The following is a 25,744-nucleotide window of genomic DNA, read 5'->3' as shown; positions in this document are numbered from 1 at the left end:
TCAGCGTGGCGTGCATTCTACCGTCTCCGGCGCTTCTGTCAATCGCGAACCTCACCAGCCGATCCGAAAAACCAAACAGAAACAAGCACTTTCTCCACTTCCACCGCCGGTAACGTTTGCCCGTTGCCGGTAGCGGATGCGTACTTTACTCATTACCGGAGCCGCGCACAACCCCTGGCCGTCAAAAAACTATAGTCCACTCTGCCGGAGCCTTCCATGACCATCATCAAGTCTTTCGACGACCCGGTGGAAATGCAGCGCAGCAGCATTGTCGGTCAGATCACCCACAGGTCGACGAACTGATGCACCGCGGTCTTTTCGAGCCGAGGCTGGTCGCGACACAGCTCGAATATCCGAGCGGTACGCCCCGGAGGGAACCGCGTGGCCAGATTGCGCCTGAACTTCTCCTCCAGCACGGTGATGCCTTCGGAGCGACGCCGACGGTGCCCGATCGGGTACTCGACCTCAACCTTGTCGGTGGCACTGCCATCCTTGAATAAGACCTGGATGGCGTTTGCTATCGAGCGCTTCTCGGGGTCGTGATAGTCGCGTGAATAGCGCGGGTCCTCGACCACCTCCATCTTGGCGCGCAGCTCATCGATGATGGGATGCGCCGCGTGGAAGTCGTCCTCATAATGCTCGGCCACCAGACTACCGAAGGAGAGCGGCACGGCGGTCATGTATTGCAGACAGTGGTCACGGTCGGCCGGGTTCGCCAGGGCGCCGGACTTGGAGATGATGCGGATCGCCGAATCGTGGGTGGTCAGTACGATCCTGTCGATTTCACCCAGTCGATCCTTCACCTGCGGATGCAGGGTCACGGCGGCTTCGCAGGCGGTCTGGGCATGGAATTCGGCCGGAAAGGAGATCTTGAACAGCACGTTTTCCATGACATAGCTGCCGAAGTCACGCTGGAAGGTGAACTTGCGCTCCTCTTCCGGCTTGGTCGCCAGGTCCTTGTTGGTATGGCTGAACAGCACGTCATAGAAACCCCACTGCGGGGCGGACAGCGCTCCCGGCACGCCCATCTCGCCGCGCAGGGCGATATCGGCAAGGCGCACCCCGCGGGAGGTGGCGTCGCCGGCGGCCCAGCTTTTTCGCGACCCGGCGTTGGGGGCATGACGATAGGTACGCAGGCTCTGGCCATCGACCCAGGCGTGGGACAGTGCAGAGAGTATCTGCTCCCGATCGGCACCCATCATCCTGGCTGTCACAGCAGTAGAGGCCACTTTCACCAGCACCACATGATCGAGACCGACGCGATTGAAGGAGTTGTCCAGCGCAAGGACACCCTGGATCTCATGGGCCATGATCATGGCTTCGAGTACGTCGCGCATGGTGAGCGGCGCCTCACCCATGGAAACGCGTTTCTGAGAGAGATGATCCGCCACCGCCAGGATGCCCCCCAGGTTGTCGGAGGGGTGCCCCCACTCGGCGGCCAGCCAGGTATCGTTGTAGTCGAGCCAGCGCACGATACAGCCGATATCCCAGGCCGCCTTGACCGGGTCGAGGCGATAGGATGTGCCCGGCACCCGAGCGCCGTGGGGCACCATGGTGCCTTCGACGAGCGGGCCCAGGTGTTTGGTGCACTCAGGAAAACGAAGGGCCAACAGGCCGCACCCCAGCGTATCCATCAGGCAGTTGCGGGCCGTATCCCAGGCTTCGGCGCTATCGACCCGGTAGTCGAGAACATAGTCGGCAATTTTCTGCAGCTCGATGTCGTAGTCCGGGCGCACATTGGCTTCCACGGTGCTGCTCATGATGGTCTCCTGTTTCGACGTTGAATCCATGCCTTCACTATAGAAAACGCCCCGGGTCCTGCGACCCGGGGCGTTCTTCAATGTAGTCTTTCAGCAATAAGTCCATGCTTTCTAGAAGCTGTCGCCGGGCACCCGTATATGGCCTTCCATCAGCACCCGTGCGCTGCGGCTCATGATCGCCTTGGTCACCGCCCAGTCGTCACCCACGCGCGTGGCTTCGGCGCCAACCCGCAGGGTGCCCGAGGGGTGGCCGAAGTGCACCGAGGTACGATCCCCGCCGCCCGCCGCAAGGTTGACCAGCGTTCCCGGTATCGCCGCGGCGGCACCGATAGCAACGGCGGCCGTGCCCATCATGGCGTGGTGCAGCTTGCCCATGGAGAGCGCACGCACCAGCAGATCCACATCGCTGGCCTTGACCGCCTTGCCGCTGGAGGCGATGTAGTCCACCGGCTTGGCGACGAAGGCCACCTTCGGTGTGTGCTGGCGGCTGGCAGCCTCGTCGATATGCTGGATAAGCCCCATGCGCACCGCACCATGGGCGCGAATCGTCTCGAACATCGCCAGCGCATCGGGGTCACCGTTGATGGCGTCCTGTAGCTCATTGCCAGTGTAGCCGATGGCCTCCGCGTTGATGAAGATAGTCGGGATGCCGGCGTTGATCAGGGTCGCCTTCAGTACGCCCCCTTTCACCACGTCAGCCGGCACCTCGAGATCGTCCACCAGGTTGCCGGTAGGGAACATCGCGCCTTCACCGTCGGCCGGGTCCATGAACGCCACCGGCACTTCCGCCGCCGGAAAGGTGACGCCGTCGAGTTCGAAGTCACCGGTCTCCTGCACGGCGCCGTCGGTCATCGGTACCTCGGCGATGATGGTCTTGCGAATATTGGCCTGCCAGATGCGCACCGTGGCGATGCCGTTGTGCGGTACCCGTGCCGGGTCCACCAGGCCGTTGCTGATGGCGAAGGGCCCCACCGCCGCCGACAGGTTGCCGCAGTTGCCGCTCCAGTCGACGAAAGCCTTGTCGATGGATACCTGGCCGAACAGGTAGTCGACATCGTGGTCCGGCTGGGTGCTCTTCGACAGGATCACCGTCTTGCTGGTACTGGAGGTCGCCGCCCCCATGCCGTCGATCTGCTTCTGGTAGGGATCGGGGCTGCCGATCACCCGCATCAAGAGCCTGTCCCGCGCCGCGCCGGGGGCCTGGGCCGCTTCGGGGAGATCCTGCAGGCGAAAGAACACCCCCTTGCTGGTACCTCCACGCATATAGGTGGCGGGGATTCTGATCTGTGAAACATGAGCCTGGGGAGCATGTGCCATGAACAGCGCTTCCTTGAGAAAGTGAGGGTAGAGACAGATCGACCCGGACCTTGTTTGGGGCCGGGTCGATAGGGTCCGTCAGACTGTCAACGCTCAGCCGACCGCTTCGACCTCGGACTCGAGGAAGTCCTTGGCGAAGCGCTGCAGCACGCCGCCGGCCTCGAAGATCGAGAGCTCCTCGGCGGTATCGAGACGGCAGGTCACCGGCACTTCCACGCGCTCGCCGTTCCTGCGGTTGATCACCAGCGTCAGGGTGGCACGGGGCCTCGGTTCGCCCACCACATCGAAGGTCTCGGTGCCGTCGATAGCCAGCGTCTTGCGCGTGGTACCCGCTTCGAACTGCAGCGGCAGCACCCCCATGCCGATCAGGTTGGTACGGTGAATACGCTCGAAGCCTTCCGCGGCGATGGCCTCCACCCCGGCCAGACGCACGCCCTTGGCCGCCCAGTCACGGGAAGAGCCCTGGCCGTAGTCGGCACCGGCGATGATAATCAGTGGCTGCTTGCGCTCCATGTAGGTCTCGATCGCCTCCCACATGCGGGTGACCTTGCCTTCCGGCTCGACCCGCGCCAGCGACCCCTGCTTCACCGCACCGTTCTCCTGCACCATCTCGTTGAGCAGCTTGGGATTGGCGAAGGTGGCGCGCTGGGCCGTGAGGTGGTCGCCCCGATGGGTGGCGTAGGAGTTGAAGTCCTCCTCCGGCACGCCCATCTTGTGCAGGTACTCACCCGCCGCACTGTCCATCATGATGGCATTCGACGGTGACAGGTGATCGGTGGTGATGTTGTCGCCGAGTACCGCCAGGGGACGCATGCCCTTGAGCGAAAGCTCGCCGGCCAGGGCACCCTCCCAGTAGGGCGGACGGCGGATATAGGTGCTCTGGGGCCGCCAGTCGTAGAGCGGGCTCACCTGGGCCCGCGCGCCCTTGTCCACATCGAACATCGGGATATAGGTCTCGCGGAACTGCTCGGGCTTCACGCTGGCCTTGACGATGGCATCGATCTCTTCATCGCTGGGCCAGATATCCTTCAGCGTGATGGGCTTGCCATCCTGGTCGAAGCCCAGCGCGTCCTTCTCGATGTCGAAGCGAATGGTGCCTGCAATGGCATAGGCCACCACCAGCGGAGGCGAAGCCAGGAAGGCCTGCTTGGCGTAGGGGTGGATCCGGCCGTCGAAGTTGCGGTTACCCGACAGCACCGCCGTGGCATAGAGGTCGCGGTCGACGATCTCCTGCTGGATCACCGGGTCCAGGGCGCCGCTCATGCCGTTGCAGGTGGTGCAGGCAAAGGCCACCACGCCGAAGCCGAGGTCTTCCAGCTCGGGCAACAGCCTGGCCTCTTCCAGGTACATCTTGACCGTCTTGGAGCCCGGCGCCAGGGAGGACTTCACCCAGGGCTTGCGGGTCAGTCCCAGCTTGTTGGCGTTACGGGCGATCAGGCCCGCGGCCACCATGTTGCGCGGGTTGCTGGTGTTGGTGCAGCTGGTGATGGCAGCGATGATCACCGCCCCATCGGGCATCTTTCCCGCCTCGTTTTCCACCGTGCCGCTGATGCCACGGGACGCCAGTTCCGAGGTGGGCAGCAGGGCATGGGGATTGGAGGGACCGGCCAGGGTACGGGGTACCGAGGAGAGGTCGAAGGTCAAAACCCGCTCATATTCGGCCTTTTCCAGGCTGTCCGCCCACAGGCCGGTCTCCTTGGCGAAGCGCTCCACCAGGGCGACCTGGTCGTCCTCGCGACCGGTCAGCCTGAGGTAGTCGATGGTCTGCTCATCGATATAGAACATGGCGGCGGTGGCGCCGTATTCCGGTGTCATGTTGGAGATGGTGGCCCGGTCGCCCACGGTCAGGCTCGAGGCCCCTTCACCGTAGAACTCCAGGTAGGCACCCACAACCCGCTCGCGACGCAGGAACTCGGTCAGCGCCAGCACCATGTCGGTACTGGTGATGCCCGGCTGCAGCTTGCCGGTCAGCTCGACACCGATGATATCCGGTAGACGCATGTAGGAGGCACGCCCCAGCATCACGCTCTCGGCTTCCAGGCCACCCACACCGACGGAGATCACGCCCAGGGCATCGACCATTGGCGTGTGGCTGTCGGTACCGACACAGGTATCGACGAAGGCGACACGTCTTCCCTTCTCGTCGGAGCGAACCTGCACCACCGGCGACATCTTCTCCAGGTTGATCTGGTGCATGATGCCGTTGCCGGGGGGGATCACATCCACATTCTCGAAGGCGGTCTTGGTCCAGTTGATGAAGTGGAAGCGGTCGTCGTTGCGCCGATCCTCGATGGCGCGGTTCTTCTCGAAGGCATCCTTCTCGAAACCGGCATGCTCCACGGCCAGCGAGTGGTCGACGATCAGCTGGGTCGGCACCACCGGGTTGACCTTGGCCGGGTCTCCACCCTTGGCGGCAATGGCATCGCGCAGGCCGGCCAGGTCGACGAGCGCCGTCTGGCCGAGGATGTCATGGCACACCACCCGAGCCGGATACCAGGGAAAATCCAGATCGCGCTTGCGCTCGATCAGCTGCTTCAGCGAATCCGTCAGCATCGCGGGGTCGCAGCGGCGCACCAGGTTTTCGGCCAGCACCCGCGAGGTGTAGGGCAGCGTGTCATAGGCACCGGGCTGGATCGCATCGACGGCGGTGCGCACGTCAAAATAATCCAGGTCAGTGCCGGGCAGGGGTTTGCGATAGTCGGTATTCATGGCGTCGGGCATCCGTCGAGTCGGGCTCAGAGGCGCTGGATGGGCATTCGCCCACCTCTGCTAAGAGGGACAAGGCGACGGCCGTGGGGAGGCCGCCGCCACTTGCGCAGATCAGTCGCGCTGTTCGATAGGCACCCACTCGCTCTTCTCGGGGCCGATATAGTCAGCGCTGGGTCGGATAATGCGATTGTTGGCCCGCTGCTCAAAGACATGGGCGCACCAGCCAGTCACACGCGAGCAGACGAAAATCGGTGTGAACAGCTTGGTGGGGATGTCCATGAAATGATAGGCGCTGGCGTGGAAGAAATCCGCGTTGCAGAACAGCTTCTTCTCGCGCCACATGACGTCCTCGACCCGCACGGAGACTGGATAGAGCACGGTGTCGCCCACATCCTGGGCCAACTTCTCCGACCACTCCTTGATGATGGCGTTACGCGGATCGGACTCGCGGTAGATCGCGTGCCCGAAGCCCATGATCTTCTCCTTGCGCTCGAGCATGCCCATGATTTCGCGCTCGGCCTCTTCCGGCGACTTCCAGTTCTCGATCATGTCCATGGCCGCCTCGTTGGCACCGCCATGCAGCGGACCGCGCAGGGAGCCGATGGCACCTGTCACGCAGGAGTGCATGTCGGAGAGGGTCGAAGCACAGACGCGCGCGGTGAAGGTCGAAGCATTGAACTCATGCTCCGCATAGAGGATCAGCGAGACATTCATCACGCGGGCGTGCAGTTCGGAAGGCGCTTCACCACGCAGCAGGTGGAGGAAGTGGGCGCCCACCGACTCGTCGTCGGTTTCGGTCTCGATGCGTACCCCGTCGTGGGAGTAGCGATACCAGTAACAGATGATCGAGGGCAGCACCGCCAGCAGCCGGTCGGAGACATCCTGCTGTTCGTCAAAGTTCTGCTCGGTCTCGAGGTTGCCCAGCATGGAGGCACCGGTACGCATCACATCCATGGGATGGGCATTGGCCGGAATCTGCTCGAGTACGGCCTTGAGCGCCTCAGGCAGGCCACGCAGGCCCTTGAGCTTGGTGATATAGGCATCGAGTTCGGCCTGGTTCGGCAGCTTGCCCTTGAGCAGCAGGTAGGCCACTTCCTCGAAGCGCGCCTTCTCGGCCAGTTCCTTGACGTCAAAGCCACGGTAGGTCAGGCCCGAGCCGGTCTTGCCGACGGTGCACAGTGCCGTGGTGCCGGCGCTCTGGCCGCGCAGGCCGGTACTGCTGACGGGTTTATCTGACATGTCGCGTCTCCTGTATTAGTCGGTCTTGCGTCTTTTATATGTGATGGGCGCCACGCCACCAGGCCGGGAACCGAGCCTCCGAGTGACGCCACCGGGATGCTTCGCCTTGCGTTATGGCGCTCCCTTCACTCGCCGCCCTTCTCGAACAGCGCGTCCAGCTTCTGCTCGAAGCTGTGATAATTGAGGAAGTCGTAGAGTTCGTCACGGGTCTGCATCAGCTCGACCACATCGCGCTGGTGACCGTTGTCGTGGATGCTCTGGTAGACCTTCAGCGCAGCGGCGTTCATGGCGCGGAACGCCGACAGAGGATAGAGCACCATGCGACAGCCCACCTCGCCGAGCTCCTGCTGGCTGAACAACGGCGTAGCGCCGAATTCGGTGATGTTGGCCAGGATCGGCGCATCGACCCGCTCGCAGAAGGCACGGTAGTCATCCAGGGTATGCACCGCTTCGGCGAAGATGGCATCGGCACCGGCTTCGATACAGGCGCTGGCCCGCTCGATGGCCGCATCCAGGCCATCCTTCTGGAAGGCGTCGGTGCGGGCTATCAGGTAGAAATCCGGATCGACCTTCGCGTCGGCGGCCGCCTTGACGCGGTCCACCATCTCCTCCTGGGAGACGATCGCCTTGTTGGGACGGTGGCCGCAGCGTTTCTGGGCTACCTGATCCTCGATATGCACGGCGGCGACACCGGCACGCTGCATCTCCTTGACGGTACGGGCGATGTTGAAGGCGCCCCCCCAGCCGGTATCGATGTCGACCAGCAGCGGCAGGTCCGTGGCCCCGCAGATGCGGTGGGCATCCGCCACCACGTCGTTCATGGTGGTCATGCCCAGGTCGGGCAGACCGAAAGAGGCGTTAGCCACGCCACCACCGGAGAGGTAGATCGCCTGATGCCCCACCCGCTCGGCCATCATGGCAGTATAGGCATTGATGGTGCCGACGATCGGCAGAGGCCGGTTGGCCTCCAGGGCGGCACGAAAACGCGCACCGGGTGTGGATCGAGTCATGACAAGGTTCCTCTATGTTTCTGGCTATCAATGTACGGAATAGGTCCAGCCGGCCTCAGTTGGTCGCCTCAGCTTGCTGTGTGAGAATCGTGGCGTAGCGGTCAACCACATTGGCCCGCGAGGCGCTGACGTGACGACGCATCAGCAGCTCGGCCAGCTCGGCGTCCCCGGCCTCGATGGCATCGACAATACGATGGTGTTCGACGAAGGCTCGGTGCGGTCGTGTCCCGCTGGCGCTGAATTGGGTACGGTATAGCCGCACCAGGTAATAGAGGTCATCGCACAGCATCGTCATCAACATGCGATTGTGGCTGCCAAGGACGATACGGTAATGAAAATCCAGATCGCCTTCGCGCTGATAGTAGGCCTCCCCGCTCTTGAGATCGGCCTGACGCTCATGAAGAGCCAGCACTTCACGAAGGCCGGCGATTTCCTCGGCGCTCATGTGTTCCGCGGCCAGGCGAGCCGCCATGCTTTCAAGCGCCTCCCGGACATCGAACAGCTCCAACAGCTCCTTCATCGACAGCTTGACCACGCGAGCACCGACATGGGGCACCCGTTCGATGAGGCGATGCGCTTCCAGCCGTCGCATGGCCTCGCGCAGCGGACCACGGGAGATGCCATAGGCCTTGGACAGGCCTGGCTCGGTTATCTTGCTGCCCGGCGCCAGCTCGCCACGAACAATGGCATCCTGCAGCTCATGAAAAACCCGTTCGGCCAGGGTGCGAACCTCAGGAGCGGTCTGTTCTGGTACGATTGAGTTCATAGCAATTGTCGACAATTAAATGATGAAGAGACTTTAGACATTGGCTGCGCCCCGGTCAACCACGGGACAAGGCCAAGTAGCTACGTCTTTGGTTGTAGACAACATGGATTTTTCAAAGCCGGCTGTCGACAATCCATGCCAGCGTTGATGGCAATACCCGCAGGCGTTGCATCACGCCATGGGACAAAACGCCGCCTGAACCCTAGAATGGGTCGCCTGTTCCGAAAGGCCCCGGCAATGACCATACGACTCGAGATAACCCCCCTTCCCTACCGAGACGATCCGCTGGGTTATTTTTCCGCCCTGCGCCAGCGCCCGGGAGCCGTACTGCTGGACAGCGGGCGCCCCATCGCGCCCGGCGGGCGCTATGACATCATGAGCAGCGACCCGCTGACAGTGCTGTCGATCGACGACCACGGCAACCTGAGCGGCGGCGTCGAAGGCATGGATGAGGAAGACCCGTTCTCCGCCCAGCAGGCCCTGCTGGACAGCCTCGCGCTCGAGCTTCCCGACAGCGATCTGCCCTTTCTCGGGGGATTGATAGGCTACTGGGGCTATGACCTGGGCCGCTGCCTGGAGCCCGTCGGGGGCCGTTCACAGCAGGTGGTGGACCTGCCAGCCAGCCGCGTCGGCCTCTATGACTGGGCGCTCATCCAGGATCATGACGCCGGCGAAACCTGGCTGGTCGCCAGTGCACAGCGCCGGGGCCTGGTCATGGAGTGGCTCAATGCGCTGCCGGTATCGGGAGGCCAGTTCCGGCTACTGGCCCCCTTCGAAGGCGAGCTCGACCGCGAAGGCTATGCACGGCGATTTTCCGCCGTTCAGGACTATATTCGCGCGGGTGACTGCTATCAGATCAACCTGGCCCAGCGCTTCAGCGCGCCCTTCGCCGGCGACCTGTGGGCGGCCTACCAGCGCCTTCGGCTTGCCACACCGACCCCCTTTTCCGGCTATCTGGCCTGGGATGAGCAGGCCATCCTCTCGCTCTCGCCCGAGCGCTTCCTGCTGTGCGATGAAGAGGGCCTCGTCGAGACCCGCCCGATCAAGGGCACCCGCCCACGCGGAGCGACGCCGGAAGAGGACCTCCGCCTGGCCGAGGCACTCTCCATCAGCCTCAAGGACCGCGCCGAGAACGTGATGATCGTCGACCTGCTGCGCAACGACCTGGGCCGGGTATGCCGCCCGGGCAGCGTCAGGGTCCCCCAGCTCTGCGGGCTGGAAAGCTACGCCAACGTTCACCACCTGGTCAGCATCGTGTGTGGTGAGCTGGCCGCCGGAAAGCGCCCGCTCGACCTGCTGGCAGCGGCTTTTCCCGGCGGCTCGATTACCGGGGCACCCAAGGTCCGCGCCATGCAGATCATCGATGAGCTGGAGCCCAGCAGGCGCAGTGTCTACTGCGGCAGCCTGGGCTATGTGGATGTTCGCGGGCGCATGGACACGTCCATCGCCATTCGCACCGCGGTCGCCGATGCCGGCAGACTGCATCTATGGGGCGGTGGTGGACTGGTGGCGGATTCCGACGTGAATGACGAGTACACCGAGACGCTGGACAAGATTCGGCACCTGATGACAGCGCTGACTGCCGAGCCTCAGCACAACTTGGAATAACAGGTGCATTTTTTTGATCTTTTGGATATATCTATCCAATGAAATGGTATTGGGGGCGAATCTGCAGGCTTTGGTAGGGTGTGGCCAACGACACTCAAAGACACTGGAGTCTCCCATGGCCTCACCCCTCGACGTGATCAATGCCGAACACGGCAATGAACCCGATGCTCTCATTCGCTGGGCACTGGAGCAGGGCAAGCGGCCCATCTGCACCACCAACTTCCGCCCCTTCGAAGCCGTCATCCTGCATATGGTGACGCGCCATATGCCATCGATTCCCATCGTCTGGATGGACAACGGCTACAACACAGAGGCCACCTATCGCTTTGCCGACGAACTGGTCAAGCGCCTCGACCTCAATCTGGTCAGCTACCTGCCGCGACGCTCCCGGGCACACCGCGAAGCCGTGGAAGGCCCAATGCCGGGCATCGAAGACCCGCGCCACGAGGCCTTCACCCGGGAGGTGAAGCTGGAGCCTTTCGAACGTGCATTGAGTGAAATGGCACCGGATGTCTGGTTCACGGCACTGCGTGCCGAAGACACCCCCGAACGGGCTCTCATGGCACCCGTAAGCCGCAATGCCGATGGCCTGCTGAAGGTATCGCCGTTGCTGCACTGGAGCGCCAAGGATATGTACAACTATCTACTGGACCATGACCTGCCCGACAACTTCGACTATTTCGACCCCACCAAAGTGGATGAGAAACGCGAATGCGGCCTGCACTTGCAACATTGAGTGCGTTGACCGCTAGCCGAGGGCATCGGTTTTGAACACGGCCTAGCGAACCGGTAGCTCGATATCCTTGAACAGGCCATCTTCGTGGCGTGGTCCTGCCGCCAGGGCGGCATCGACCAGGTCACGCTCGAGATGGCCGGCAAAGCCCTTGACGAATTCATACATGTAGCCGCGCATGAAAGTGCCGCGACGAATACCGATCTTGGTGACGGAGCTCTCGAACAGGTGCCCTGCCTCGACTGCGACCAGGTCGTCATCCAGTTCGGGATCCACCGCCATGTGCGCCACGATGCCCACACCCAGGCCCAGGCGGACATAGGTCTTGATCACATCGGCATCGGCCGCCGTCAGTACCACATTGGGGGAAAGCCCTCTGGCCCGGAAGGCATCGTCCAGTTGGGAACGACCGGTGAAGCCGAAGACGTAAGTCACCAACGGCTGCTCGGCCAGGCGCTCCAGGGTCAGCTCACCGGACTCTGCCAGCGGGTGGCCACGTGGAACCAGCACACAACGATTCCAGCGATAGCACGGCAGGAGCACCAGATCGTTGAACAGTTCCAGCGCCTCGGTACAGATGGCGAAGTCGGCCTGGCCATCGCTGACCATCTGTGCGATCTGCTTGGGCGTGCCCTGCTGCATGTGCAGCGCCACGTCGGGATATTTGCGGGTGAACTCGCCAATGACCGGTGGCAGCGCATAGCGTGCCTGGGTATGAGTCGTGGCGATGGAGAGGCTTCCACGCCGCTCATCGCTGTGCTCCTGGGCCACCTGCTTGATGTTCTCGGCCAGCCGCAACACCTGGCCTGCCAGATCGACGATGGCCTGCCCCGCCGGGGTGACTCGGGTCAGATGCTTGCCGCTGCGGGCAAATATCTCGACACCCAGCTCATCCTCCAGCAGGCGGATCTGCTTGGAGATGCCCGGCTGTGAGGTATAGAGGCTCTGTGCCGTAGCCGAGACATTGAGATTGTGGCGGGTCACTTCCCATACATAGCGCAGCTGCTGAAGTTTCATCTTATGCCTCCCCCTCTACCGCCCAGCGGGCCATTTCACAGCCGAGAATAAAACAGCACCATGTAAGCACTAAATGGCATAAAAGAAAACCGCCACTGATCCCATTTGCCAGCGACCCGGTCGACCGCTAACATCAGCCGACCGGACACGCCCTGGCGTGTCATTTCGACCCGCTCGATGCAGCGCAACGTAACTGGAGAATCACATGGCCAACAACGTCGATGTCACCAATGCCAACTTCGAGCAGGAAGTCCTGAAGGCAGACCAACCCGTGCTGCTGAAGTTCTGGGCCCCCTGGTGTGGCCCCTGCAAGGTCATGGCACCGGTGATCGACGAGGTTGCCGAGGAGCGTTCCGGCAATCTCAAGGTAGTCAGCATCAATGTCGATGACGCCCCGGAAATCGCCGCCGAACAGGGCGTTCGTGGCGTTCCCACCGTCATGCTGTTCAAGTCGGGCTCCAAGGTCGCCTCGCTGGTCGGTGCCCAATCCAAGTCACAGCTGGCACAGTTCATCGATCAGAACGCCTGACTCCAGGCGGAGCCCCGTTCCCCTTCGCCCCGGCCTGGCCGGGGCGAATCGTGTCCGGCTCAGACAACGTCGGTCAGATAGCTTCGAGCAAATGGCTTCAAACGAATCACTTCGGTCAGGTGATCTCGTCGCGCTCGGAAACGCTCGGCTCCTCCCCGAAGCCTTTCGCGGCGACGACCGGCTCTTTTCCAGGCCCCAGCAGATAAGCAATCCAGCGCGTCTCGGGGTGGCTGTCCAGGGCTATCTTCAGCGTCATGGTCAGCACCACCGACAGCAGCATGCCCACCACACCCAGCATCCACCCCCACACCACCAGCGACAGGAAGGCAACAAGAGTCGACAACCCCAATGCCCGTCCCATCATTCGCGGCTCCACCAGGTTGCCGAGTGTGAAGTTGATCACCAGATAGGCCATCGCCAGCATGAAGGCATCCGCCACCCCACCGTGCTGTGACACCAGCAGCAGCAGTACGGGGGGGAAGGCGGCCAGCGCCGAGCCGATGTTGGGGATATAGTTGAGGGCAAAGGCCAAGACCCCCCAAAGCAACGGGAAGTCCACTCCCATTACCACGCAGGCCAGCCAGGCCAGCACACCGGTCACCAGGCTGATGACCGTCTTGACCGCCAGGTAGCGCTTGAGCGTCTGGCTGAACTCCTCGAAACGCTGCAGGCTAGGAGCCGGATCATCCAGCGCCAGGGAAACCTTGGCACGAAAATTGAGCGTCTCGTACAGCATGAAGATTACCAGCAGCGCTATCAGGACGCTCTGCACGAACAGGTTTCCCAGCCCACCCAGCAGGGTAGGCAGCCAGGCGCTGCCGTCCTCGACTTCCACCAACCCCGCCAACAGGTCGGGGTCGATGGCCAGACCCATGGAAGCCATGCTGTCGAGAAGATCCAGATAGCGCTCGTAGAGCCGCGACTCGATTCCGGGCAGCGCCTGAATGAAAGTGCTGAAGGAATTGACTACCAGCAGCCCGACCAGGGAGAGGAAGCCACCGATCACCAGCAGGGTGATCAGGACCGCCAGACGCAGGCTCACCCCCCAACGATGCAACCAGTTCACCGGAGCGGTGCAGATCACCGCAATGAACAGTGCCAATAGCAAAGGCACGATCAAGTCAGCTCCTGCCCTGATGCCGGCAATGATGATCACCAGTGCAGCCAAGGCCAGCGTCAGCGTGAGAGGATAGCTGTAATTCGAGTCACTGTTGCGGCGAAGCATGACCTGTCCCTGTCTGGCGTGTGTAGTCATCATGGCGCCTGTGGGGCGGCGACACAAATGGCCCGTTCACCAGGCGGGTACCCGCTGAACGCGGACACTCGACATAATCTGCGCTGCTACGGAACCTTACTCGCCGCCGCATCTCGAATCGAACAGCGTCACTCATCAATTACCCTGGCACGCTCATCCCTACAGCACCGCGGCAAGGAGGCTTCATGCCCCGTTCACTTCTCTCAACCTGCCTGTTGGCAGGCGCACTGGTCGCCATGACTCCTTTCAGCGCCATGGCCGTACACGCCGATGACATTCGCTCGCGGCTCGATGTCCAGGCCGAGGCCCAACTGGAAGTGGTGCCTGACCGCGCCACGCTCAATGCCAGACTATGGGAGCGAACTCCGGCTGTGGCCCGGGACGAGGAATCCACCTCTGATCCCGCCGCATTGCGAGAGGCACGTGACCGACTCGAGGAGCGCGCCGCCATGCTGATTCGCACCCTGGAGGAGGCCGGTGTCGAGCGTGATGCGATCAGTGCCGGTTCGCTGAACGTCCAGCCCGAATACCTCCCCGGCGCCCGAACCAGTGACGGCGAGCGTGAAACTCTGGTACGAACGCGCCTCGAACGCCCCTTCCAGGTGAAGGTGGCCGACCTGGAGCGCCTGCCCCTGTTGCTCGATGCACTGACCGAAGCCGGGGTCAATGCCCTGGACGGCATGATGTACGACCTCGCCGACCGCGACGCCGCCACCGATGAAGCGCTGGTAATGGCGCTGGAGAAGGCGCGCCACAAGGCCGAGTTGATGGCCTCCACCCTGGGTGTGACGCTGGGGCCGGTGATCACTGTGAGCGAGACCCAGTCGCCGATCTTCGCCCCGCGCATGATGGCCATGAGTGCCGATATGCGTGAAAGTGCGCCCCAGGCGGAGTATCGCCCCGGCACCGTCACCATCGACGCCGGGGTCAGCGTCAGCTGGACGATCGAACCGGAGTAATAAGCCCAAACGAAAACACCCCATCGATGCCAATCGGTGGGGTGTTTCATTTGCCGCACCAAGCATACGGCCGTATGCCTAGGCGCCTGTCGGATTTGACCGATCGTCGCGAGGAATTTGACTTCGGATCTCGCAGTAGATCAGCGTCAAGTGCGACAGGTTTCTAGATGTTAATTGTCTCGACGCCGCCCATGAAGGGCCGCAACGCCTCGGGCACGGTGATCGAGCCGTCGGTGTTCTGGTGGTTCTCCATCACCGCGATCAGGCAGCGCCCCACCGCCAGGCCGGAACCGTTGAGGGTGTGCAGCAGCTGCGGCTTCTTCTGCTCGGGGTGGCGGAAGCGCGCCTGCATGCGCCGCGCCTGGAAGTCCTCGCAGTTGGAGACCGAGGATATCTCGCGATAGGTCTCCTGGCTGGGCAGCCATACTTCCAGGTCATAGGTCTTGGCCGCACCGAAACCCATGTCTCCGGTGCACAGGGTCACCACCCGGTAGGGCAGCTCGAGTGCCTGCAGGATCGCTTCGGCATGGCCGCGCATCTCTTCCAGCGCCGCATAGCTCTGCTCGGGCTCGACCATCTGCACCATCTCGACCTTGTCGAACTGGTGCTGGCGAATCATGCCCCGGGTGTCGCGGCCATGGGAGCCCGCCTCGCTGCGGAAGCACGGCGTATGGGCGGTGAGCTTCACCGGCAGCGCCTTGTGAGGCAGGATCTCGTCTCGGGCGAAGTTGGTCAGCGGCACTTCCGCGGTGGGAATCAGGTGATAGCCCCGCTCGTCGTCCAGCCGGAAGAGATCCTCGCCGAACTTGGGCAGCTGGCCGGTGCCGTACAGCGACGCCTCGTTGACCATAAAGGGGACGTAGCACTCCTCGTAGCCATGCTCCAGGGTCTGCTTGTCGAGCATGAACTGGGTCAGGGCGCGATGCAGGCGGGCGATGGAGCCGCGCATCACCGCGAAACGGGCGCCGGTCAGCTTGGTTGCCAGCTCGAAGTCGAGGTTGCCCAGGAGGCCGCCCAGATCCACGTGATCCCTCACCGTGAAGTCGTAGGTCTTGGGTGTGCCCCAGCGATGCAGTTCGACGTTTTCCTCTTCGCTCTCACCCTCCGGCACGCTCTCGTGGGGCAGATTGGGCAGGCCGCTGATCAGCTCGTCCCATTCCGCCTGCACCTCGGCAAGCCGAGCCTTGGCCGCATCGAGCCGATCGCCCAGGTCGCTGACCTCGGCCAGCAGCGGCTGGATATCCTCGCCCTGGGCCTTGGCCTGGCCGATCGACTTGGAGCGGGTGTTGCGCTCGTTTTGCAGGGTCTCGGTCTCGGTCTGGATCTCACGGCGCCGGGACTCCAACGCCTCGAGTCGCGTAGTGTCGAGCGTGAAGCCACGCTTGGCCAGTCGTTGTGCGACCATCTCGAGGTCGCTGCGCAGCAGTTTGGGATCGAGCATGGAATCCAGTCCGTCGCATTGGGTGAAATCGGCCGCCCATTGTAGGCAAAAGGGCGGCCGTGTGCCATGCAACAGCCGTTTGCCGGGATGCGCACCACCGCTCTCTCGGGGTAAAGTAGCGGCATCCCTTCTACCTGTCCGGCCACGCCGCGACAGCGAAAACGACCGAATACGACACCATGATCTCACGACTGGACACCGCTCAATCGAGCACCCTTGCCGGCCTCGACGCCCGCTACCTACGCTTTCTCGACGTACTCAAGGCGCGGGGCTTCGAGGGCGACATCGCCCCGGACTATGCCAGCCGCACGGTGCAGGCCACCGATAACTCGATCTACCAGCGCCTGCCACAGGCAGTGCTGTTTCCGCGCCACGCCGCGGATCTCGAGCTGATCGCCCGCCTGGCCGGCGAAGCGGCGCACCGCCAGGTCGTGCTGACACCCCGGGGTGGCGGCACCGGCACCAACGGCCAGTCGCTCACCGACGGCCTGGTGGTGGATGTCTCCCGACACATGAACCAGATACTGGAGATCGACGTCGAGAACCGCCGGGCAAGGGTCCAGGCCGGGGTGGTCAAGGACCAGCTCAATGCCGCGTTGAGACCCCACGGGCTGTTTTTCGCACCGGATCTCTCCACCTCCAACCGCGCCACCATCGGCGGCATGATCTCCACCGACGCCAGCGGCCAGGGCAGCTGCGAGTATGGCAAGACACGCGATCACGTACTCGAGCTCGACACCGTACTGCTGGGCGGTGAACGCCTGCTAAGCCGTCCCATCGCCGAGGCCGAACTGGAGACGCTGTGCCACCACAGCGGGGTGATCGGCAACGCCTACCGCACCGCCCGGGAGATCATCGATGACCAGGTAAAGCTGATCGCTGCCAAGTTCCCGCCACTCAACCGCTGCCTGACGGGCTATGATCTGGCGCACTTGAGAGATGCGGAAGGTCGCCTCGACATGAACAGCCTGCTGTGCGGCTCGGAAGGTTCGCTGGGTTTCCTCAACGAGGCCGTGCTCAACGTACTACCGATTCCGAAGCACTCGACCCTGGTCAACGTGCGCTACGCCGGCTTCATGGACGCCCTGCGCGATGCCAAGGCACTGATGGCTTCCGCAGCCAAGCCCACCTCCATCGAGACGGTGGACGACAAGGTGCTGACGCTGGCCATGGAGGACTTCGTCTGGGACAGCGTGGCCGAGTTCTTTCCCAGCGCGGATAGCGCCGAGGACAGCAACACCGCCACCACAACGCAGCAAGCCGCAGCCATTCGTGGCATCAACCTGGTCGAGTTCAACGACGACGACCCCAAGCGGCTCACCGAGCGTGTCGCTGCCTTCTGTCGCCATCTGGAAGCGGATGCAAGCGTGCCGCGCCTGGGCTACACACTGGCCGAGGGCCGCCCCCAGATCCAGAAAGTCTACGGCATGCGCAAGCGCGCCGTAGGCCTGCTGGGCAATGCCAGGGTCGATGAAAAGGGCGAGAAGCGCCCGATTCCCTTCGTCGAGGATACCGCGGTGCCGCCGGAAAGGCTGGCGGACTATATCGCCGAGTTCCGCGTCCTGCTCGATGCCCGCGGCCTGGCATACGGCATGTTCGGCCATGTGGACGCCGGCGTGCTGCACGTGCGCCCGGCCATCGACATGAAGGACCCCGTCCAGGAACAACTGATTCGAGAGATCTCCGATGAAGTCGCCGAACTGACCCACAAGTACGGCGGGCTGCTGTGGGGCGAGCACGGCAAGGGGGTACGCTCGGAGTACGCACCAAAATTCTTCGGCGAGCTTTACCCCAGCCTGCAGCGGGTCAAGGCCGCTTTCGACCCTCACAATCAGCTCAATCCCGGCAAGATCGCCACGCCTATGTTGATCCCGCCCGAACCCGCGGGAAAGGCGCTTGATACCCCGGCCGAGCCCTCTGAGGAGGCATTTGATATCTCGCCCGAAGCGGTCGAGGCGCAGCCGGTCAAGCTGATCGACCCGGGCCTGCTGGCAATCGATGGTGTGCCCACCCGAGGCCAGCTCGATCGCCAGATCGACGAACGTGTGTGGCAATCCCATGCCGCCACGGTGTACTGCAACGGCAACGGCGCCTGCTACAACTACGACCCCAATGACGCCATGTGCCCCTCGTGGAAGGCCACCCGCGACCGCGTCCATTCGCCCAAGGGCCGTGCCAGTCTGATCCGCGAGTGGCTGCGCCTGCAGGGCAACGCCGGCATCGACCTGGTGGAACAGGCACACCAGCAGCGCGCCGAAGGCTCCCTGGGGTTTCTCAAGCGCCTGCCGGCCCGAATACGCAATACCGTCAAGCGCCGTGAGGAGGCCGACTTCTCCCATGAAGTCTATGACGCCATGGCCGGCTGCCTGGCGTGCAAGTCCTGCGCTGGCCAGTGTCCGGTGAAGGTCAACGTACCCGAATCGCGCTCGCTCTTCCTCGAAGCCTACCACGGTCGCTACCTGCGTCCTGTGCGCGACTACCTGATTGGCGGCCTCGAGTTCTTCGCGCCGGCACTGGCATCGGTCGCACCGCTGTACAACGCCGCACTGAACACCCGCCTGGTCGAGCGACTATTGGCCGGCCCCATCGGCATGGTCGACAGCCCACGGCTATCCCGGGCGAGACTGAAGCAGCAGCTGGCAGCCTGGGGGATTAGCGAAGCCACGCCGATTTCTCTAGGGCTTCTGACCGAAGCGCAGAAGGCCCGAAGCGTGGTCATTGTGCAGGACGCCTTCACCAGCTTCTTTGAGGCCGATGTGGCGCTCGATATCGTCGAGCTACTCTCGCGCCTGGACATCCGGGTGTTCGTCGCCCCCTATTCGCCCAACGGCAAGCCGCTGAATGTGCAGGGCTTCATGGGCGCCTTCACGCGCACCGCCGAAAAACAGGCCCGCCGGCTTCGTGCACTGGCCGAGTTCGGCGTGCCGCTGGTGGGCATCGACCCGGCCATGACCCTGACCTACCGCCAGGAGTACGTGAAGGCACTCGCGCCCGATAGCGTACCCGAGGTGCTGATGCTACAGGAATGGCTGGTGGCTCAGGGCCAGCGACTGGTGCCGCCGGGGCTGAGCCAGCAGTTGGAAGCCCTGGCTGATCCCGGTTACCGGCTGCTGTCCCACTGCACCGAGAAGAGCAACGCCCCCGGCAGTCCCAAGGCGTGGCAGCAGGTATTCGCCGCCTTTGGCTTCGAACTAGAGTTGCTCAGTACCGGTTGCTGCGGCATGTCCGGCACCTACGGGCACGAAGCGCGCAACCTGGAGACCTCGAAGACCATCTATGCCCAGTCGTGGCAGCCAGTCGTGGAAGACGAAGCCAGCCCCGGCAGGCTGCTGGCTACTGGCTACTCCTGTCGCAGCCAGGCGAAGCGACTTTCAGACACCGGCTTGCCCCACCCACTCCAGGGGCTGCTGAACCAGCTGCGCCAGTTAAGTTGGTAAATCAACAGGTAAAGCAGAGGCAAACAGAGAGGTCGGCGGGCTGACTCGCTGGCCTCCATCGACCAGCCAGTTACGAACAGGAGGCAGTATGTCCCGCACCCTGATCATTATCGGCCTTTGCAGCGTTGCCATAGGGCTGCTCTGGCCCTGGCTCTCCAAGCTACCCCTCGGCCAACTGCCCGGCGACATTGTGATTCGCCGAGAGAGCTTTTCGTTCTATTTCCCCATTACGACAATGATCCTGATCAGCGTGGTGCTCTCGCTGATCATGTGGCTATCGAGCAGGTGACCTGCCCTGCAACGCCTTGATTCGCCGTGAGAGGCAGCTCCTGTGTGAGTCTAAAATCAACCACCAAAGTATGCTTGGTAATTCACATTCAGCAGCGAATCGTCCTCCCCCATGGACATCAAGAAGATTCTTATCTTTCGATTGCCGTCGATCCAGCCCACTTTCGCTTGTCGCATGGCACCTGCCTGTATCATTTCTGAATCGACTTCTTGTCCATATCGATCGCGCATTATTTCCGTCAATGAATCAACCAACGCCAGCATGGAATCGAAATCACGCGTGTTATTCAGCTTCAATGTCACTTGAGAAAGCTGACCATTAAGAAAGAAAAAACGCTGTGTGAAGGTCTCGTCCGCCAGCTCGACGTCATCTCGGCGCACGGCTTCAACCGCACGGGTCGCCAGGCGACCTCCCTCTTCTTCGTCTAAACGGTAAGCGTCATCAATGACACGCATTACCTCTTTAATCGTCATCCCAGCACTGGCAGGCCCCCAAAGCTCCGCTGATAACGCTGGATTAGGCAGCAACAACAGCACCAAGATGCCAGCAATTAACTTCTTCATCAGTGACCCTTTCATATTATCCGCAGGGAGAGATGCCCGCAAAATTGTCGAGCATTGGCTCATCAACGCTATTGGCGAGCATGGCAAATTGGCGTTGTCAGGGGGATCAGCGAGTGAGTGGTAGCTCACCAACCATATAGAGCAGCGTGGTGGCTGCCCTTATGGTTGGTATAAAAATGGCTTAGAAGAAAAGTCGCCTCAGCGCTTCGCCGGGGTCATCTTCGCGCATGAAGGCCTCGCCGACGAGGAAACCATTTACGTCGTACTCGCGCATGCGCAACATGTCACTGCGGGTATTGATGCCGGACTCGGTCACCACGGTGACGCCCGCCGGGATATGCCCCAGCATGTCCAGCGTGGTTTCCAGGCGAGTCTCGAAGGTGTGCAGATTGCGGTTATTGATGCCCACCAGGTCGATTCCCAACTTGAGCGCGCGCTCCAGCTCATGCACGTCATGCACTTCCACCAGCACATCCATGCCCAGCAGCACCGCCTGCTGGTATAGATCGGCCATGCGAGCGTCATCCAGGGCGGCAACGATCAGCAGGATACAGTCCGCGCCAATAGCGCGTGCTTCGCTGACCTGATAGCCGTGAATGATGAAGTCCTTTCGAATCACCGGCAGATCACAAGCCTCGCGTGCCTCGACAAGGAAGTCTTCATGGCCCTGGAAGAAGTCGGCATCGGTGAGTACCGAGAGGCAAGAGGCACCACCGACGGCATATTGTCTGGCGATCTCACCGGGCTGGAAATCTTCACGGATGACACCCCGTGAGGGGGAGGCCTTCTTGATCTCGGCGATCACTGCCGGGTCGCCCTCATCGATGTTCTGGGTCAGCGCTGCAATGAAGCCGCGGGGGGCCTCCTGCCGCTCGGCCAGCGCCAATAGCTCGGCCTCCGGCACGGCACGCTGCCGCTCGGCGACTTCCTCGTCCTTGCGGGCCAGGATGCGGGTCAGGATGGTAGGGGGTGCGTCCTGCGTCGGGCTCATGGTGATGTCTCATTGCGGGCGGCACTGGCCGCGGATAAAGCCGGTAGGCGGACTATCTTACCTATCACCCACGCGACATTGAAAGAGAGACTGCCCAAGTCGGCTGCCTGCGCGCTCTTCTGCCCCCCCATCACCCGGGCCTCTTCTCCATCCAAGCACAGTCACCGGTGTGCGCTGGCGGCAACGGGGGGCACGTGCCAGAATCCACCGATGGAAACCACGCCGACATTTCATGAGGCCTTCACCAGCGTTTGGCCCTGGGCCTCGCCGCTGCCGGGCGTTCGCCTGGTCGCCACACGCTTCGATCCCACGCGTATTGGCAAGCAGGGAGCCGGGCGCGATCTCTCCGATTCTGGCTCCAGCTACGAGGGCATCGCCCTGCCTCCCCCTCTGCAAGGCGCCATCGCCAAGCGGCGCGCCGAGTTCATTGCCGGGCGCCTGTGCGCAAGGCGAGCTCTATGGCTCCTGGACGGCCGGAACGCGACGCCAGGCATGAACGAAGACCGATCCCCCTGCTGGCCTGTTGACTGCGTAGGCGCCATTACCCATAACGATGGCTGGGCCGCTGCGCTGGTTGCCCCCAGGCAGGCCTATCTGGGGCTCGGCCTGGACGCCGAGCGGCTGCTGGATGCAGCCCAGGCCCTTCGCCTGGCCAGGCGCGTGCTTACCCCAGAGGAGGTTGCTCGCCTCGAGCGGTTACCCGAGTCAGAGGCTGGCCTGATGGTTACCGCGACCTTTTCCCTCAAGGAGAGCCTGTTCAAGGCCCTCTATCCGGTGGTGGGCCAGATGTTCCACTTCCAAGCCGCCGAGCTGGTGTCTTGGCACGGCGTCGGCGCAGCTCGCCTGCGCTTGCTCAACAACCTGGGCTCTGGCTGGACGGCCGGGCGCGAGGTCGTCGGCGAAGCCTGCCTGCATGAAGGTCGCCTTCTCAGCCTGGTATCACTGCCCGCCCGTGTCCACGACTCATTCGGCACTTGAGCACATCTCACCCTCTGACACGCCTCATTCCCCCGGGCTTCGCCGGGCCATCAGGGAAGCAGAACACGGGTGAAATCGGCCAGTTCCTTCATTTTCTCCAATGGTAATTTGGAGGCCTGGGCATCCTGGGCCATCATCACGCCCTCTTTCAGCGTGTCGGCAATATCCGCGCAGTAGAGCGCAGCGCCGGCATTGAGTGCGACGATGTCCGCCGCCAGCCCCTCACCCACCAGAGCCTCGCGGACCAGGCGCAGGCTGTCCTCGGCGCTGACCACCTTGAGCGACGTCATGTCATGACGCTCGATACCCAGCTCCTCGGGGGTGATCGTGTAGCGGCGGATCACGCCATCCTTCAGCTCTGCCACCTGGGTCGGTGCGGCCAGCGAGATCTCGTCCAGCCCATCCTCGGCGTGTACCACCATGACATGGCGGCTGCCGAGATACTGCAGTACCTCGGCCATCAGTGGAACCAGCTCTGGTGAGTAGACACCCAGCAGCTGATTGGGAGCGCCGGCGGGGTTGGTGAGGGGCCCCAGGATATTGAACAGGGTGCGCACGCCCATTTCCCGGCGCGGCCCGACAGCAAAGCGCATGGCCGGATGATGGTTGGGGGCAAACATGAAACCGACGCCCACCTGTTCGATACAGCGCCCTACCTGGTCCGGCTTCAGATCCAGGTGGATACCCGCCACGTCGAAGAGGTCGGCGCTGCCGGAAGAGGACGATACGCTGCGATTGCCGTGCTTGGCCACATGGGCGCCACCGGCGGCAGCCACGAAACTGGCGGCGGTCGACACATTGAACAGGTTGGCGCCATCCCCGCCGGTACCGACGATATCGACAACGTTCTCGGCCGAGACCCTGACCCGCTTCATGAGCTCACGCATGACCTGGGCCGCCGCGCCGATCTCTTCGGCGGTCTCACCTTTCATGGCCAAACCAACCAGCAGGCCGCCTATCTGGGCATCGGTAGCCTCGCCGGTCATGATCTGCTGCATCACCGAGTGAGTCTCGTCGAAGCTCAGGTTCTCGCGGCGCATCACCGCGCCAATGGCCTCTCGCATCTGCATGGAGGAAACTCCTCTGTCTCTGTCGGGCGCGGATCAGCGACGCTTCAGGAAGTTGGCCAGCAGCTCATGCCCCTGGCGGGTAAGGATCGACTCAGGGTGGAACTGCACCCCTTCGATGTCCAGTTGGCGATGACGCAGGCCCATGATCAAACCCGGCGTCACGTCGTCCTCGTCGGTCCAGGCGGTTACCTCGATACACTCGGGCAGGCTGTCGGCCGCCACCACGAGGGAGTGATAGCGGGTCACCTCCAGCGGATCATCCAGCCCTTCGAAGACACCCTGGCCATGGTGATGGATCCGGGAGGTCTTGCCGTGCATCACCTGGGGTGCCCGCACGACCTCGCCGCCATAGACCTGGCCGATCGCCTGATGGCCCAGGCAGATACCGAGAATCGGCAGGCGACCGGCAAAATGGCGAATTGCCGCCATGGAAATGCCTGCCTCGTTGGGCGTGCAGGGTCCGGGGGAAATGACCAGGTGGCTGGGTGCAAGCGCCTCGATCTCTTCCAGGGTGATGGCATCGTTGCGATGGGTGACCACGTCGGCCCCCAGTTCACCCAGATACTGCACCACATTGAAAGTGAAGCTGTCGTAGTTGTCGATCATCAGCACGGACATGGCGGTATAGAGTCCTGTTCTATTGCAGCTGACCAGTGGCCAGGCAGAGGTTACCCAGATCGAATGCGTCGGTCATGCCAGCCGTGCAGAGCCACCAGGCACAAAAATGCCGCCCGGACGGCGGCATGGTCATTCAAGACACAGGTATGCCGCCCCGCTTCAGGAGCGCCACCACGTCCGGCTCGAATGAATGTAATCTGGCGATGTCATACCGCAATAGTGCCGTTGTGCCGGGCTGGCTGTCAATCCACCGAATCACGCCCGCGCCCCGCCACAACGACTGCCTGTTTACACGGCGCGGCTAGCCAGCCCAGTCCGCAGTCTCTATTATCGAGTCCATGCGCTGCCGCAAAAAGGAGATTTACGATGCGCCCATCCCGCCATGCCCTGCTCTGGCTGGCTCTCCCCCTGGCTGCCATGGCAGGCACCAGCCAGGCAGTAGCATCCCCCAAGGTGGTAGCCACCTTCTCGATCCTCGGCGATCTTGTAGCCCAGGTCGGGGGCGATGACATTCGCCTGGTGACGCTCACCCCGCCCGGAGCCGAAGTCCACGAGTGGGAGCTGACCCCCAATAACTTCATCGCCCTGGAAGACGCCAAGCTGGTTTTCTACAACGGCTACCAGTTGGAACAGTGGATGCGCCAGGTGCATGCTACCGTAGGCAACCAGGCCCCTCTTGTCCCACTGGCGGAAGCGTCGGAGTACCCCACCCTGCCCATCGTCACCGGCGACTACAGCGGCGAACCCGACCCCCACCTGTGGATGGATCCACGTGCGGCAGCAGCCTATGTACAAGTCATTGCCGAGACGCTGGCCGAGCTGCACCCCGACGCCGCCGACAATTTCCATGCCCGCGCCGAAACGGCGCGCGATATTCTAGCTGCACTGCATAAGGAAATTACGAAAATCCTCGCCGACATTCCCGAAGAGCAGCGTCTACTGATAACGAGCGAGGCCGCCTTCGTCTACTTTGCCGATGCCTATGGGTTCCGTCATGACGGTATCTGGGGCACCAATGCCGAGACCGAAGGCTCCCCCCAGCAGATGATGCGAATCATCGATCTGGTCAACGAGGCGCAACCTGCCTCACTGTTCTGGGAAAGCACCATTTCCGATCGATACGTCAGCAGTATCGCTTCCGATACCGGCCTTGCCGTGTCCGGCCCGCTCTACGTCGACTCACTGAGTGAACCGGACGGAGAGGCAGCCAACTACGTTTCGCTCATGAAGCACAACGCCTCACTGATCCGCACTGCACTGCTCGGCGACGAGGAGATCGCGGACGACAAAGAAGAAGACCATGAGAGTCGCGATGAGGAGGACGAAGAGAAGGGCGACGAAAAGTCGGATTCGGAAGCGTAACTTATAGCGGACTCATCACACTGCGTCATTGTATGCGGCGGCCCCAGAGGCCGCCGCACTTCGTAGGAAGCGCCACCAGGCGCCATGCCCCGT

21 protein-coding genes are annotated in these 25,744 nt (G+C 62.5%); 8 read left to right on the top strand and 13 right to left on the bottom strand.

The window, feature by feature from the left end; translation table 11 throughout:
- Positions 1-275: 275 nt before the first annotated feature.
- The 6 genes from prpD to KZO25_RS00950 form a co-directional block, all read right to left on the bottom strand.
- On the bottom strand, positions 276-1,760 hold the full coding sequence (gene prpD, locus KZO25_RS00975; protein WP_223135543.1) for a 2-methylcitrate dehydratase: 1,485 nt from the start codon (positions 1,758-1,760) through the stop codon (positions 276-278).
- A gap of 111 nt (positions 1,761-1,871) precedes the next feature.
- Positions 1,872-3,077 (bottom strand): 2-methylaconitate cis-trans isomerase PrpF, encoded by a 1,206-nt coding sequence (gene prpF, locus KZO25_RS00970; protein WP_223135542.1) that lies wholly within the window; start codon positions 3,075-3,077, stop codon positions 1,872-1,874.
- 93 nt (positions 3,078-3,170) lie between these two features.
- Positions 3,171-5,786 carry a Fe/S-dependent 2-methylisocitrate dehydratase AcnD gene (acnD, locus tag KZO25_RS00965; RefSeq protein ID WP_223135541.1) on the bottom strand — a complete coding sequence of 872 codons (2,616 nt, stop codon included), beginning with the start codon at positions 5,784-5,786 and terminating at the stop codon, positions 3,171-3,173.
- Between the two features lie 111 nt (positions 5,787-5,897).
- Complete coding sequence (prpC, locus tag KZO25_RS00960; RefSeq protein ID WP_066450703.1) at positions 5,898-7,025, bottom strand: 2-methylcitrate synthase; 1,128 nt, start codon at positions 7,023-7,025, stop codon at positions 5,898-5,900.
- Between the two features lie 125 nt (positions 7,026-7,150).
- Positions 7,151-8,035: a methylisocitrate lyase gene (prpB, locus tag KZO25_RS00955; protein WP_066450697.1), complete on the bottom strand. Its 885-nt coding sequence runs from the start codon at positions 8,033-8,035 to the stop codon at positions 7,151-7,153.
- A gap of 55 nt (positions 8,036-8,090) precedes the next feature.
- Positions 8,091-8,801 carry a GntR family transcriptional regulator gene (locus tag KZO25_RS00950; protein ID WP_066450693.1) on the bottom strand — a complete coding sequence of 237 codons (711 nt, stop codon included), beginning with the start codon at positions 8,799-8,801 and terminating at the stop codon, positions 8,091-8,093.
- 237 nt (positions 8,802-9,038) lie between these two features.
- On the opposite strand from KZO25_RS00950, the gene pabB reads away from it, so the two are divergent.
- Together pabB and KZO25_RS00940 are read left to right on the top strand one after the other, a co-directional pair.
- Positions 9,039-10,409 (top strand): aminodeoxychorismate synthase component I, encoded by a 1,371-nt coding sequence (gene pabB / locus KZO25_RS00945; protein ID WP_223135540.1) that lies wholly within the window; start codon positions 9,039-9,041, stop codon positions 10,407-10,409.
- Positions 10,410-10,524: 115 nt separating this feature from the next.
- Positions 10,525-11,145, top strand: coding sequence for a phosphoadenosine phosphosulfate reductase family protein (locus KZO25_RS00940; protein ID WP_223135539.1), 621 nt, complete (start codon positions 10,525-10,527; stop codon positions 11,143-11,145).
- A gap of 42 nt (positions 11,146-11,187) precedes the next feature.
- Here KZO25_RS00940 and cysB read toward each other — a convergent pair whose 3' ends face one another.
- On the bottom strand, positions 11,188-12,159 hold the full coding sequence (cysB, locus tag KZO25_RS00935; RefSeq protein WP_066446143.1) for an HTH-type transcriptional regulator CysB: 972 nt from the start codon (positions 12,157-12,159) through the stop codon (positions 11,188-11,190).
- Between the two features lie 205 nt (positions 12,160-12,364).
- Between cysB and trxA the strand changes: the two genes are divergently transcribed.
- Entirely contained in the window at positions 12,365-12,688 is a 324-nt protein-coding gene (gene trxA / locus KZO25_RS00930; protein WP_043515801.1) for a thioredoxin, read from the top strand.
- A gap of 115 nt (positions 12,689-12,803) precedes the next feature.
- Here trxA and KZO25_RS00925 read toward each other — a convergent pair whose 3' ends face one another.
- Positions 12,804-13,913, bottom strand: a complete 1,110-nt coding sequence (locus KZO25_RS00925; RefSeq protein ID WP_066445624.1) for an AI-2E family transporter — start codon at positions 13,911-13,913, stop codon at positions 12,804-12,806.
- 215 nt (positions 13,914-14,128) lie between these two features.
- Here KZO25_RS00925 and KZO25_RS00920 point away from each other — a divergent pair, with 215 nt between their 5' ends.
- Positions 14,129-14,902 (top strand): SIMPL domain-containing protein, encoded by a 774-nt coding sequence (locus KZO25_RS00920; protein WP_223135538.1) that lies wholly within the window; start codon positions 14,129-14,131, stop codon positions 14,900-14,902.
- Positions 14,903-15,065: 163 nt separating this feature from the next.
- Here the strand turns inward: KZO25_RS00920 and serS are convergent, their stop codons facing one another.
- Positions 15,066-16,343 carry a serine--tRNA ligase gene (serS, locus tag KZO25_RS00915; RefSeq protein ID WP_223135537.1) on the bottom strand — a complete coding sequence of 426 codons (1,278 nt, stop codon included), beginning with the start codon at positions 16,341-16,343 and terminating at the stop codon, positions 15,066-15,068.
- 179 nt (positions 16,344-16,522) lie between these two features.
- Here serS and KZO25_RS00910 point away from each other — a divergent pair, with 179 nt between their 5' ends.
- Complete coding sequence (locus tag KZO25_RS00910) at positions 16,523-19,780, top strand: FAD-binding and (Fe-S)-binding domain-containing protein (protein ID WP_223135536.1); 3,258 nt, start codon at positions 16,523-16,525, stop codon at positions 19,778-19,780.
- Positions 19,781-19,868: 88 nt separating this feature from the next.
- A complete protein-coding gene (locus tag KZO25_RS00905) occupies positions 19,869-20,069 on the top strand; it encodes a DUF2905 domain-containing protein (protein ID WP_223135535.1) in 201 nt (66 codons plus the stop codon).
- A gap of 56 nt (positions 20,070-20,125) precedes the next feature.
- Here KZO25_RS00905 and KZO25_RS00900 read toward each other — a convergent pair whose 3' ends face one another.
- Positions 20,126-20,632 (bottom strand): hypothetical protein, encoded by a 507-nt coding sequence (locus tag KZO25_RS00900; protein ID WP_223135534.1) that lies wholly within the window; start codon positions 20,630-20,632, stop codon positions 20,126-20,128.
- Between the two features lie 181 nt (positions 20,633-20,813).
- Positions 20,814-21,623 carry an indole-3-glycerol phosphate synthase TrpC gene (gene trpC, locus KZO25_RS00895; RefSeq protein WP_223135533.1) on the bottom strand — a complete coding sequence of 270 codons (810 nt, stop codon included), beginning with the start codon at positions 21,621-21,623 and terminating at the stop codon, positions 20,814-20,816.
- Between the two features lie 210 nt (positions 21,624-21,833).
- Here trpC and KZO25_RS00890 point away from each other — a divergent pair, with 210 nt between their 5' ends.
- A complete protein-coding gene (locus KZO25_RS00890) occupies positions 21,834-22,601 on the top strand; it encodes a 4'-phosphopantetheinyl transferase (RefSeq protein ID WP_223135532.1) in 768 nt (255 codons plus the stop codon).
- A 50-nt stretch (positions 22,602-22,651) separates the two neighbouring features.
- Here KZO25_RS00890 and trpD read toward each other — a convergent pair whose 3' ends face one another.
- Complete coding sequence (gene trpD / locus KZO25_RS00885) at positions 22,652-23,671, bottom strand: anthranilate phosphoribosyltransferase (RefSeq protein WP_066445590.1); 1,020 nt, start codon at positions 23,669-23,671, stop codon at positions 22,652-22,654.
- A gap of 33 nt (positions 23,672-23,704) precedes the next feature.
- Positions 23,705-24,289, bottom strand: a complete 585-nt coding sequence (locus KZO25_RS00880) for an anthranilate synthase component II (RefSeq protein ID WP_066445587.1) — start codon at positions 24,287-24,289, stop codon at positions 23,705-23,707.
- Positions 24,290-24,655: 366 nt separating this feature from the next.
- Between KZO25_RS00880 and KZO25_RS00875 the strand changes: the two genes are divergently transcribed.
- Positions 24,656-25,651: a metal ABC transporter solute-binding protein, Zn/Mn family gene (locus tag KZO25_RS00875; protein ID WP_223135531.1), complete on the top strand. Its 996-nt coding sequence runs from the start codon at positions 24,656-24,658 to the stop codon at positions 25,649-25,651.
- Positions 25,652-25,744: the final 93 nt, after the last annotated feature.

The sequence above is a fragment of the Halomonas sp. ANAO-440 genome, from assembly GCF_019915905.1.
Classification (GTDB): domain Bacteria; phylum Pseudomonadota; class Gammaproteobacteria; order Pseudomonadales; family Halomonadaceae; genus Halomonas; species Halomonas chromatireducens.
This window is presented reverse-complemented; position numbering and strand designations above follow the sequence as displayed.

Bases quoted from the DNA above. Each gene is read 5' to 3' on its own strand.
- KZO25_RS00920 (WP_223135538.1), top strand. From the start codon at position 14,129: ATGCCCCGTTCACTTCTCTCAACCTGCCTGTTGGCAGGCGCACTGGTC.
- KZO25_RS00900 (WP_223135534.1), bottom strand. From the start codon at position 20,632: ATGAAGAAGTTAATTGCTGGCATCTTGGTGCTGTTGTTGCTGCCTAAT.
- KZO25_RS00880 (WP_066445587.1), bottom strand. From the start codon at position 24,289: ATGTCCGTGCTGATGATCGACAACTACGACAGCTTCACTTTCAATGTG.
- KZO25_RS00950 (WP_066450693.1), bottom strand. From the start codon at position 8,801: ATGAACTCAATCGTACCAGAACAGACCGCTCCTGAGGTTCGCACCCTG.
- KZO25_RS00890 (WP_223135532.1), top strand. From the start codon at position 21,834: ATGGAAACCACGCCGACATTTCATGAGGCCTTCACCAGCGTTTGGCCC.
- KZO25_RS00910 (WP_223135536.1), top strand. From the start codon at position 16,523: ATGATCTCACGACTGGACACCGCTCAATCGAGCACCCTTGCCGGCCTC.
- cysB (WP_066446143.1), bottom strand. From the start codon at position 12,159: ATGAAACTTCAGCAGCTGCGCTATGTATGGGAAGTGACCCGCCACAAT.
- prpC (WP_066450703.1), bottom strand. From the start codon at position 7,025: ATGTCAGATAAACCCGTCAGCAGTACCGGCCTGCGCGGCCAGAGCGCC.
- acnD (WP_223135541.1), bottom strand. From the start codon at position 5,786: ATGAATACCGACTATCGCAAACCCCTGCCCGGCACTGACCTGGATTAT.
- trpD (WP_066445590.1), bottom strand. From the start codon at position 23,671: ATGCAGATGCGAGAGGCCATTGGCGCGGTGATGCGCCGCGAGAACCTG.
- prpD (WP_223135543.1), bottom strand. From the start codon at position 1,760: ATGAGCAGCACCGTGGAAGCCAATGTGCGCCCGGACTACGACATCGAG.
- KZO25_RS00940 (WP_223135539.1), top strand. From the start codon at position 10,525: ATGGCCTCACCCCTCGACGTGATCAATGCCGAACACGGCAATGAACCC.
- trxA (WP_043515801.1), top strand. From the start codon at position 12,365: ATGGCCAACAACGTCGATGTCACCAATGCCAACTTCGAGCAGGAAGTC.
- trpC (WP_223135533.1), bottom strand. From the start codon at position 21,623: ATGAGCCCGACGCAGGACGCACCCCCTACCATCCTGACCCGCATCCTG.
- KZO25_RS00925 (WP_066445624.1), bottom strand. From the start codon at position 13,913: ATGCTTCGCCGCAACAGTGACTCGAATTACAGCTATCCTCTCACGCTG.
- pabB (WP_223135540.1), top strand. From the start codon at position 9,039: ATGACCATACGACTCGAGATAACCCCCCTTCCCTACCGAGACGATCCG.
- KZO25_RS00905 (WP_223135535.1), top strand. From the start codon at position 19,869: ATGTCCCGCACCCTGATCATTATCGGCCTTTGCAGCGTTGCCATAGGG.
- prpF (WP_223135542.1), bottom strand. From the start codon at position 3,077: ATGGCACATGCTCCCCAGGCTCATGTTTCACAGATCAGAATCCCCGCC.
- KZO25_RS00875 (WP_223135531.1), top strand. From the start codon at position 24,656: ATGCGCCCATCCCGCCATGCCCTGCTCTGGCTGGCTCTCCCCCTGGCT.
- serS (WP_223135537.1), bottom strand. From the start codon at position 16,343: ATGCTCGATCCCAAACTGCTGCGCAGCGACCTCGAGATGGTCGCACAA.
- prpB (WP_066450697.1), bottom strand. From the start codon at position 8,035: ATGACTCGATCCACACCCGGTGCGCGTTTTCGTGCCGCCCTGGAGGCC.